The sequence below is a fragment of the Psychromarinibacter sp. S121 genome (assembly GCF_049801035.1).
Taxonomy (GTDB): domain Bacteria; phylum Pseudomonadota; class Alphaproteobacteria; order Rhodobacterales; family Rhodobacteraceae; genus Psychromarinibacter.
In genome coordinates, this window is sequence record NZ_JBNAGE010000008.1 from 75649 (window position 1) to 85081 (window position 9433).

At 62.0% G+C, this 9433-nt stretch carries 9 protein-coding genes and 1 pseudogene; 3 read left to right on the forward strand and 7 right to left on the reverse strand.

All coding sequences use genetic code 11. The features are described 5' to 3' along the window. Positions 1-220: 220 nt before the first annotated feature. Both ACP156_RS24115 and ACP156_RS24120 read left to right on the forward strand, forming a co-directional pair. A complete protein-coding gene (locus ACP156_RS24115) occupies positions 221-595 on the forward strand; it encodes a hypothetical protein (protein ID WP_425053911.1) in 375 nt (124 codons plus the stop codon). Continuing rightward, positions 529-2253, forward strand: coding sequence for an ATP-dependent nuclease (locus ACP156_RS24120; RefSeq protein WP_425053912.1), 1725 nt, complete (start codon positions 529-531; stop codon positions 2251-2253). The genes ACP156_RS24115 and ACP156_RS24120 overlap by 67 nt, the downstream gene beginning before the upstream one ends. Before the next feature lie 278 nt (positions 2254-2531). Here the strand turns inward: ACP156_RS24120 and ACP156_RS24125 are convergent, their stop codons facing one another. Beyond that, positions 2532-3266 carry a tryptophan 2,3-dioxygenase family protein gene (locus ACP156_RS24125; protein ID WP_425053913.1) on the reverse strand — a complete coding sequence of 245 codons (735 nt, stop codon included), beginning with the start codon at positions 3264-3266 and terminating at the stop codon, positions 2532-2534. Between the two features lie 130 nt (positions 3267-3396). Between ACP156_RS24125 and ACP156_RS24130 the strand changes: the two genes are divergently transcribed. Beyond that, positions 3397-3855, forward strand: coding sequence for an Lrp/AsnC family transcriptional regulator (locus ACP156_RS24130; protein ID WP_425053914.1), 459 nt, complete (start codon positions 3397-3399; stop codon positions 3853-3855). On the opposite strand, the gene ACP156_RS24135 is transcribed toward ACP156_RS24130, so the two are convergent. From ACP156_RS24135 to ACP156_RS24160, 6 genes and pseudogenes are all read right to left on the reverse strand, one after another. Further along, positions 3852-4691, reverse strand: coding sequence for an ABC transporter ATP-binding protein (locus ACP156_RS24135; protein WP_425053915.1), 840 nt, complete (start codon positions 4689-4691; stop codon positions 3852-3854). The genes ACP156_RS24130 and ACP156_RS24135 overlap by 4 nt on opposite strands. A 5-nt stretch (positions 4692-4696) precedes the next feature. Next, entirely contained in the window at positions 4697-5587 is an 891-nt protein-coding gene (locus ACP156_RS24140) for an ABC transporter ATP-binding protein (protein ID WP_425053916.1), read from the reverse strand. Further along, positions 5584-6450 carry an ABC transporter permease gene (locus ACP156_RS24145; RefSeq protein ID WP_425053917.1) on the reverse strand — a complete coding sequence of 289 codons (867 nt, stop codon included), beginning with the start codon at positions 6448-6450 and terminating at the stop codon, positions 5584-5586. Before ACP156_RS24145 ends, ACP156_RS24140 begins: the two co-directional genes overlap by 4 nt. Beyond that, entirely contained in the window at positions 6443-7450 is a 1008-nt protein-coding gene (locus ACP156_RS24150; RefSeq protein WP_425053918.1) for an ABC transporter permease, read from the reverse strand. Before ACP156_RS24150 ends, ACP156_RS24145 begins: the two co-directional genes overlap by 8 nt. Positions 7451-7507: 57 nt before the next feature. Beyond that, on the reverse strand, positions 7508-9046 hold the full coding sequence (locus ACP156_RS24155; RefSeq protein ID WP_425053919.1) for an ABC transporter substrate-binding protein: 1539 nt from the start codon (positions 9044-9046) through the stop codon (positions 7508-7510). A gap of 128 nt (positions 9047-9174) precedes the next feature. Further along, positions 9175-9433 (reverse strand): annotated as a pseudogene (locus ACP156_RS24160) (NAD(P)/FAD-dependent oxidoreductase); the annotation flags it as partial.

Sequence of the window (9433 nt, forward strand, 5' to 3'; positions counted from 1 at the left end):
GGCCGGTTGTTCGTTGCCGGGTCCGGGGCCGGACCGGCTTTGCGCGGAGGATGGCGGGTCAGGGAGAGCGATGCAACGCAGGGGAGGCGGTTTGTGGCGGAGCGTTGTGGGGATGCAAGGGGGGTGGGCACGAGGTCACACGAGCTTGGGGCGGAGAGCCGCCTTTCGCGGCACCCTGAATGAACGGCGGCAAAGCGCAGAAAGCGGACGTTGTGCTAAAATGGGCCGCGCTGATCCAGCTTGTGCAGCCTTCCCAAAGTCGATCTTCGATGTGTCTGCTAAACGTCCAAGTGAAACTACCGACGGACATCCAACTCTTGAAACCGAACAATTGAAAGAGATCAGCCGCTATCCAAAATGCAGCCGCTTTATCGAATATGTCTACCCGCTTTTTCCCAAATTGTCAGCGAGAGATGCTATGCTGCAACCAACGTTTGCGATCTGTGGGGTGCTGATCTACAAAGTAATGAAATCATTCAAGGGCTATAAGCGCCTTAGAAGATTCACCTTCTATGGTATGGAAAATAAATGCAGCTTACTTCTTTCACTGTGTCCAACTTCAGAAGCATCACAACTGCGAAGAAAGTTCCTCTAACGAACTATTCGGTTCTCGTGGGGGCTAATAATGAAGGTAAGTCAAATATTCTTCACGCGCTAGCGCTTGGCATGCAGGTAATTGAAGGATTCAAGCATTTAGTCGTGCGTGATCGTTTAGGTCGAATCATTAGCACTAGATCAACCCCGCTAGGTTCGCGCACGAGACACAACTGGTCACACGATTTCCCGATATCGAAACAGGTTCGATCATCAAAGGATCAATGCATTGAGATAAGCTTTGAGTTCAAGCTGTCTGATGCAGAAGTTGAGTCATTTCATACGGAAATCGGAAGCAAGCTAAATGGAACGCTTCCGGTTTTAGTTCGCCTTTCGAGAGATGACCAAGAGGTGTTGATTCCAAAGCAAGGTCGCGGCGGGGCGGTGCTTAACAAAAAGGCTAATAGGATTGCAGATTTTGTATCGAGGAATGTTCGTTTTGAGTACATTCCTGCAATCAGAACATCTGAAAGCGCCGAGGATGTAATTCTAAACCTCCTATCGAAGGAGCTGGATCGCCTGGAGGAAAACCCTGAATACAAAGATGCTTTAAGGAAAATTGACGAAATTCAAGAACCAGTTCTGCGGGATCTATCCGAGTCAATGACGGCGACGATCTCATCTTTTCTGCCTTCCGTAGATTCAGTCGAAATTAAGATGCATCGCGACGCCCGCACGAGAGCGATGAGGCGAGGGCTCCAAATCGAAGTAGATGACGGAAACAAAACACTTCTTGAGAGAAAGGGCGATGGCGTCAAGAGCTTGGTTGCACTGGCTCTTATGCGCTATGCATCAAATGCTGCGAGCGGCTCGGCGAGTTCTATTGTCGCGATCGAAGAACCTGAAGCCCATTTGCACCCACAAGCTATCCATGAATTGCGCGACGTTTTGACAAGTCTTTCTGATAACAATCAAGTAATTCTCACCAGCCACTCGCCACTTTTTGTGAATCCCGCACTGCTCGACAGCACTATCGTCGTCCAAGAAAGTAAAGCGGCCGTTGCGAAAAACATAGCTGAAGTGAGGGAGGTTCTCGGCGTTCGCCTGTCTGACAATCTTCAGAGTGCACGCCTCGTCGCAATTGTTGAAGGCGATGACGACGTGATTGTCCTCAAAGCTATTCTGCAAAGACGTTACCCTGCGCTTGAGGCGGCTATCAAGAACGGCGACTTAGTATTCGATGCTCTGGGGGGTGCGTCAAATCTCTCTTACAAGGTGCGGACATATCGAAGCTCGGCTACGCTAGTTCAGTGTTTCCTTGACAGCGACGCGGCCGGTGTATCCGGCGTACAAAAGGCTCTTTCCGACGCTATTATTCGAGAGGCGGATTATAACTTGATAAACGTCCCTGGGCAAAAAGAAGCTGAGCTTGAGGATCTTTTAGATGCGAAGAAGTACAAAGATGCCTTCTTTGACCATTTTGAAGTAGACCCCACAGTTTCTCCGCCGGCCGCAAAAGGCCAGAAGTGGTCGGTGGCAATGGAAAAAAAGTTCCAGGTGCACGGCAAGATCTGGGATGATGGAGTGGAGATGCGAGTTAAACTATGGCTGGCGGAGTTTGCGAAAGACAATGTGGGCAATATAGTCATAGAGGCGCGGTCCGGCCCGGTTGATGCTTTTGCAAGATCTCTACTAAAAAAGCTCCAGATCGATAGCTAGCGAGCATTGCAGACGCTAGACCCGCATCAGGCTGCCAGTGCAGAGCACGGCAGGGAGGTCCGCATAGCCGACCTTCCGTCGTTATAAATGCTCCGGCGCGGATGAGGGCCGTTTCGGTGACGCCGCGCTGGCGAGCGCTTCGAATGGCCGGATTGGGCTGGGACCAGTCATTCGCCGCGCCTGGCACGAAGGTCGGCTCTGGGCCGACATCGATCATCCGTGGTGCCTAGGCTGAAGGGTAGCTTCGGGCCGAAACCTGCCCTCCAACCCACCCCCCCTCACTCCCGCAACGCCTCCCGCACCACGCCATAGCTTGCGCCCCAGGCGTCGGTCATGTTGCAGCGGATGTCCCAGAGCTCGGGGAAGAAGCGGTGGCGGGTGCCGGATTCCAGCATCTCGACCGGGCGGCCCTTGAGCGAGCGGGAGCCGAGGCCGATGGAGCGGTGGATCAGGTACAGGTGCATCGCTCGGAACTTCTGGAACAGCTCGTCGTACTCGATCAGCGCCTCGGCGACGACATAGCTGTCTCCGTGGTCGTACTTGGCGTCGTAGATATCGGCCACCGTCAGGCCGCGGGCGTCGAGGTAGGTGGACTTGTACGCGGCCCAGATGTCTCGGGGCATCCGCAGCAGGGTCTGGAAGCCGGGGCTTTCCTGGCCTGAGCCGTTGCCAAGCTGCAGCCGGATCTCCTGGTATTCGCGGGGCGACATGGTTTCCAGCACGTCCAGCTGCGCGGTCATCAGGCGCATCAGGCGGTGGACGCGGCCCATCAGGGTGACGACGCGGTTCGTGTTGCCCTGTTCCAGATAGCCCATGACGTCGACCAGCGTGTAGGCCATCAGCTTCATCCAAAGCTCTTCGACCTGGTGGACGATCTGGAACTGCAACTCGTCGGCGTTGCACAGGTCGTCCAGCGGTTTCTGGCAGTCGAGAAGCTTCGACACGTCGAGGTAGACGCCATAGTCCAGCATCTGCGGCGTCTCGATCATGCGGTGATAGTCGGTGCGGTTCATGGGCGTGGTCCGTTCGTGCGTGTGTCGCGCGGTATGTTCTATGATTTGCGCGAAATAGCGTTCTCATTCTTCCGCGGTTCGCGGTAAACTCGGAACGGATTTGCCAGTTGGATCGGGATACAGAGAACGAATGGACAGGGTCGATCTTGCGTTGATGCGGGTGCTGGAGAAGGACGCGCGGATTTCCTTCACGGAACTGGCCGAGCGGCTGGGGCTGTCGAAGACGCCGGTGTGGAAGCGGGTGAAGGCACTGGAGGCCGAGGGGGTGATCACCGACTACATCGCGCGGCTGGACCCGAAAGAGCTTGGCTTCGGGCTGGAGGCATTCATCGCGGTAACGATCGATTTCAAGGCGGCGGAAGAGTTCGAGGCGGCGGTGCTGGCGCATCCCTCGGTCTGGCGCTGCCACGCGATGACGGGCGACGCGGATTACAGCCTGCACGTACTGGCGCGCGACATGGAGGACATGGACCGCCTGATCCGGCGCGAGATCGCGCGGCTGCCCGGCGTGGACCGAACGAAGTCGTCGGTGATCACGCGGGCGGTGAAGCGGGGGCAGAGTTTGGCGGAACTGGCGGAGCGACGTTAGTCGTCGAACCAATCGTCGTCGAGTTCCGGCAGCGGGATCGCGGCCAGCAGGGTCTTGGTGATCTCGGATTGCGGCGTGTCGAACACCTGTTCCACCGGCCCCTGTTCCACGATCTCGCCCCGGTTCAGCACGATGACGTTGTCGCACAGGTGGCGGATCACCGACAGGTCGTGACTGATGAAGGCCATCGTCAGCCCCATGTCGGCGGCGAGGTCTTTCAGCAGCGCCAGAACCTGCGCCTGGCTGGAGACGTCGAGGCCCGACACGATCTCGTCCGCGAGGATGAAGCGCGGCTCAAGCGCGATGGCGCGGGCGATGCCGACGCGCTGGCGCTGGCCGCCCGACAGCTGGTGCGGATAGCGGTCGGCGAAGTCCATCGGCAGGCCGACACGGCGCAGCGCGTCCTCGGCCTGTTCGCGGGTTCCGCCCCGGCCATAGCGTTTCAGCGGCTGCGCGATCAGGCGCCCGACCTTGTGGCGCGGGTTCAGCGAGGACATCGGATCCTGAAAGATCATTTGCAGGTCGCGGCGCAGCGGGCGCAGCGCGTCCTCGGTCAGGTGGCCGATAGGGTCGCCGTCGAACAGGACGGTGCCCGAGTCGGGTTCCAGCAGCCGCACCAGAACGCGGCCCGCGGTGGACTTGCCAGAGCCGCTTTCGCCGACGATGCCGGTGATCTGCCCTGCCGGGATGTCGAAGGACAGCCCCTTCAGCACCTCGGTCCGGGGGGCGGGGCCCAGCAGCGGCTTGTTGGCCATGTCCGGGAAGGACAGGCGCAGGTCACGCACCGAGAACAGCGGGGGCCGGGTCTGCGAGGTCATGTCTTTCGTGGTGCTCATGTCGGTCATCGGGCCGGGGCCCTGCCATGAAGCAGGTCTTCCTTGCGGATGTCACCGTGCAATTCGGCGATCAGCTCTGCCGGGACCGGAGAGAACGGGCGGTTCAGGTCGGCATAGCTGGGCGTCGCGGCGATCAGGGCGCGGGTGTAGGGGTGCTGCGGGTCGGTGAAGACCTGCCGCGTCGGCGCGTCCTCCATCACCTTGCCGGCGAACAGGACGGTGACTTTCTGGCTGATCTTGGCGACCACGCCCATGTCATGCGTGACGAACAGCACGGCGGTCCCCGTCTCGCGCTGAAGCTCGCGGATCAGGCGCAGGATCTGTTTCTGCACGGTCACGTCCAGCGCGGTTGTCGGCTCGTCGGCCACGATCAGGCGGGGCGAGGGCGCGAAGGCGGCGGCAATCAGGATGCGCTGCCGCATGCCGCCCGACAGTTCGTGCGGATAGCTTTCCATCACGCGTTTCGGGTCGCGGATGTGGACGCGGTCCAGCAGGTCCAGCGCCTTGGTGCGGGCGGTGTCGCGCGACCAGCCGTGGATGCGGATCAGCGGGTCGACGATCTGCGGGCCGATCTTCTTCACCGGGTTCAGCGCGGTCAGCGGATCCTGCGGGATCAGCGCGGCGCTTTTGGCGACGGTGGTGCGGCGGGTGGTGTCGGTGAGGGTGCCGAGGTTGCGGCCTTCGAGCAGGATCTCTCCGTCGGTGACCTTCACGGCGGGAGGCAGGATGCCCAGCACCGCCTTGCCGATCATCGACTTGCCCGCGCCGCTTTCGCCCACCAGCGCGCGAACCTCGCCGGGTTCCAGCGTCAGGGACACGTCGCGCAGCAGGCGCTGGCCACGGGGCAGGGCGACGTTCAGGTTCATCACCTCGAGCGTATGGGGATGAAGGCTCATTGCAGCACCGGGTCGAAGCGTTGTTTCAGGCCCTCACCCAAGGTCGAGAAGCTGAGGACGGTCAGGAACAGGGCGATCAGCGGGAACAGCAGCACCCACCACGCGAAGTGGATGGCGTTGCGGCCTTCCGCGATCATCGAGCCCCAAGTCGGGTCGTCGGACGAGATCGAGAGGTTCACGAAGCTGAGGATCGCCTCGACGATCACGGCGATGCCCATTTCCAGCATCAGCAGCGCGACGATGGAGGGCAGCACGTTCGGCAGGATTTCGGACACCAGCGTGGCAAAGCGGCGGGCGCCGCCGATGCGGGCGCTGTCGACATAGTCCATGCGGCTTTGCACCATCGTCTCGGCCCGGATCACGCGGGCGAAGCGGGTCCAGTCGATCAGGGCGATGGCGGCGATGACCGAGGTCAGGCCGGTGCCCATCACCGCGACCAGCAGCACCGCGAACAGCACAGGCGGGAAGGCCATCCAGATGTCGACGAGGCGCGAGATCACGCGGTCCCACCAGCCGCCGTAGTAGCCCGCGACAAGGCCAAGCGCCGAGCCGAAGACACAGGTGGCGGTGGCGGCGATCAGGCTGACGAACAGCGCGATGCGGGCGCCGTGGATCATGCGGGACAGGACGTCGCGGCCAAGGCTGTCGGTGCCCAGCCAATAACCCGGCTCGGTCCCCGCCCTGAAGAAGGGCGGCAGGCGTTCAAGGAACAGGTCCTGCGCCAGCGGGTCATGCGGCGCGATCAGCGGGGCGAAGATGGCGGCGATGGCGACCACGAGGATCCACGCCAGCGGCAGCCACAGGCGCAGGTTCAGGCGGCCGGCGCGGCGGCTGCGTTTCGGGGGTGCGGCGACATCAGCCATGGCGCAGCCTCGGGTTCAGGAAGGTGTAGCAAAGGTCGACGGCAAGGTTGATCACGATGAACAGCGCGGCGAACAGCAGCACGATGCCCTGGATCAGCGGCAGGTCGCGGTTGATCACCGCGTCGATGGCCATGTTGCCCAGGCCCTCGTAGGCGAACAGCCGTTCGACGATGACGGTGCCGCCGATCAGGAAGGTGAACTGCACCCCCACCAGCGTCAGCGTCGGCAGGGCGGCATTGCGCAGCGCCTCGCGCAGGATGACGGCGGTTTCAGAGAAACCGCGTACGCGGGCGAGGGTGGTGTAGTCCTGCACCAGCACCTCTTTCAGGTTCTGTTTCAGCAGTTGCGAGATCATCGCGGCGAGCGGCAGCGCCAGCGACAGGGCGGGCATCAGCATGTGCGAGAAGACCGAGCCCGCGACGTCGAAGCGGCCGCGCAGAATGCCCTCGATGAAGTAGAAATTGGTGGTGAAGTCGAAGTCCAGCCGGGGGTCGATGCGGCCCGAGATCGACAGCACGGGCCAAAACACGCCGAAGATCAGCACGAACAGCAGGCCCCACAGGAAGTCGGGGATCGACAGCACCGCGCCGCCGGCCAGATCGACGCCGACCTCGGTGGCCGAGCCGCGCTTGCGGGCGCCGACGACGGCGGCGGTGACGCCCAGGATCAAAGCGAAGACCAGCGCCATCAGCGCCAGTTCCAGCGTCGCGGGCAGGCGGCCCAGCACAAGCTGGTCGACCGGCTGGCGCAGGGTGATCGAGGTGCCGAAGTCGCCCTGCACCACGCCGCCCAGCCAGATCACGAACTGGTGCGGCAGGCTTTTGTCGAAGCCGTACAGGCGGGTGAGGTTGGCGATGTCTTCCTCGGTCGCGCCGGGAGGCAACATCATGGCGATGGGGTTGCCGGGGGCGACGCGGACCAGCGTGAACACCACGACGGCCACGCCGAACAGGGTGACGGCGGTGGTCAGAAGCCGGATCGCGATGGTCTTAAGAAGCATTGGGGCCTCGGGATTGGGTACACGGGCCGCCGACGCGGCCCGCGTGCCTGTCTTGGATCAGGCGCCGGTGATCGCCTGCGGCAGCAGGTCGCCCGAGGTGTAGGGCGTGACCGCAAGGTCGGACCGGTAGACGATCGGCATCACGTACTGCAGCAGTGGAATGACATAGCCTTCCTCGGCGATGTAACGCGACACGTCCTTGTAGCCCTGGATACGCGCCTCTTCGTCGGCTTCGACGAACAGCGGGCCGATCTTTTCGATCAGGTCCGGGGTGTCCCACACGGCGTGGGGAGACGGGCCGAACATCGAGAAGCCGGTGGCCGTCGACGGGTCGCCGATGGAGTTGCCCCAGTTGTAGAACGCGGCCGGGGCCAGCGTATCGGCGGCGCGGAGCTCGTAGTGCTTGGCGATCTCGTAGACCTCGATCTCGGCCTCGATGCCGACCTTGCGCCACAGGCCGACGATGGCTTGGATCATCTCGTAATCCTTCGGCTTGAAGCCGCGCGTGGTCTGGATCGTGAACTTCACCGGGTTGTCGGTGGAATAGCCCGAGGCCGCCAGCAGTTCGACCGCCTTGTCCGGGTCGTAGGGCACCACGATGCTTTCGTCGTAGGCGGCGTATCCCGGTGCTTCGAGGGTCGACAGCGGAACGCCGTAGCCTTTCAGAAGGCGGTCGATGATCAGCTGTTTGTCGATCGCGTAATGGGCGGCAAGACGCACGTTCTTGTCGGTCATCACGTCGATGTCGTTCAGGAAGATCATGCCGATGTCGGTGATCGGGATCGCCTCGCCCGACAGGCCGTCTTGCGCGATTAGGCGGTCGTATTCCTCGTAGGGCATGTTGACGGTGACGTCAGAGTTGCCCGATTCAACCTCGGCCACGCGGCTGGCGGCGTCGGTGACGAACTTGATGGTGACGGTCTCGAACGAGGGCGCTTCGCCCCAGTAGTCGGGGAAGGCCTTCAGGCGGACATAGGCGCCCGGCTCGAACGCGTCGACGGTGTAGGGGCCGGTTCCGACGGGCGCGGCCTCGAAGCCTTCGGCGCCGACTTCCTCGTAATAGTCCTTGGGCAGGACGAAGGCGGTCAGGAAGGCCATCCACTTGAACAGCGCCGGTTCGAATTCCAGCACGTCGGCGGTGATCACGTTGCCGTCCACCACGAAGTTGCCGATCTTGCCCCAGACGAACTGCATCGGGTTGCCGGTTTCCGGGTTGCCCGCGCGGGTCAGCGACCAGACGATGTCATCGGGGGTCAGGTCGGCGCCGTTGTGCCATTTCACGCCCTCGCGGACGGTCATGGTGATCTGGGTCTTGTCGTCGTTGAACCCCCAATCGGTCAGCAGTCCGGCGTCGAAGGACAGGTCGGGGTTCTGCGCGATATAACGGTCGAACACGGCAAGGTAGACCGCCTGCAGCGCCGGGTTCACGGCGGCGGGGCCGGTGGTCGGGTCCCAGCTGTGGACCGGCAGGTTGTAGGCGATGGTCAGGCTGGACGCGTCCTGCGCCAGCACCGGCATGCCGGCAAAGGCGAAGCCCGAAAGCGCCGCCGAGGCGCCAAGGAATCCGCGCCGCGAAAGGGTCGTTTTGGCAGTCATCTCTGTTACTCCCGTTGGGTTGACAGCCCCGGTTCGGCCGGGTGCGTTTCTGATGGGCAGTTAAGCCCGAGATATTTTAAGTTAGAAGCAAAACTTGACGTCAGTGTCCAATTTTCTTCGTTTGGTCTTCATTTCATCGCTTGAGCCGTAAAGAACCCGGACCCTGCGCCGGTTCCCGCGCCGGGCCAGCACGCGGCGCCGATCATGTGCAGCCCGTCGATGGGCGTGCGCCCGTCGGCAAAGCCCCGCACCGGGCGGAACAGGAAGTTCTGGGTCAGGTGATGCGAGCCGCAGATCTGGTCGCCGCCGACAAGGTTCGGGTTCCCGGCTTCGAGGTCCAGGGGCGACACCGTCGTCTGCCCAAGGATGGTCTGGCGGAAGCCGGGC

Excerpts from the sequence above, each read along its gene's own strand:
- ACP156_RS24115 (WP_425053911.1), top strand. The coding sequence starts at position 221 with ATGGGCCGCGCTGATCCAGCTTGTGCAGCCTTCCCAAAGTCGATCTTC.
- ACP156_RS24120 (WP_425053912.1), top strand. The coding sequence starts at position 529 with ATGCAGCTTACTTCTTTCACTGTGTCCAACTTCAGAAGCATCACAACT.
- ACP156_RS24125 (WP_425053913.1), bottom strand. The coding sequence starts at position 3,266 with ATGAACCGCACCGACTATCACCGCATGATCGAGACGCCGCAGATGCTG.
- ACP156_RS24130 (WP_425053914.1), top strand. The coding sequence starts at position 3,397 with ATGGACAGGGTCGATCTTGCGTTGATGCGGGTGCTGGAGAAGGACGCG.
- ACP156_RS24135 (WP_425053915.1), bottom strand. The coding sequence starts at position 4,691 with ATGAGCACCACGAAAGACATGACCTCGCAGACCCGGCCCCCGCTGTTC.
- ACP156_RS24140 (WP_425053916.1), bottom strand. The coding sequence starts at position 5,587 with ATGAGCCTTCATCCCCATACGCTCGAGGTGATGAACCTGAACGTCGCC.
- ACP156_RS24145 (WP_425053917.1), bottom strand. The coding sequence starts at position 6,450 with ATGGCTGATGTCGCCGCACCCCCGAAACGCAGCCGCCGCGCCGGCCGC.
- ACP156_RS24150 (WP_425053918.1), bottom strand. The coding sequence starts at position 7,450 with ATGCTTCTTAAGACCATCGCGATCCGGCTTCTGACCACCGCCGTCACC.
- ACP156_RS24155 (WP_425053919.1), bottom strand. The coding sequence starts at position 9,046 with ATGACTGCCAAAACGACCCTTTCGCGGCGCGGATTCCTTGGCGCCTCG.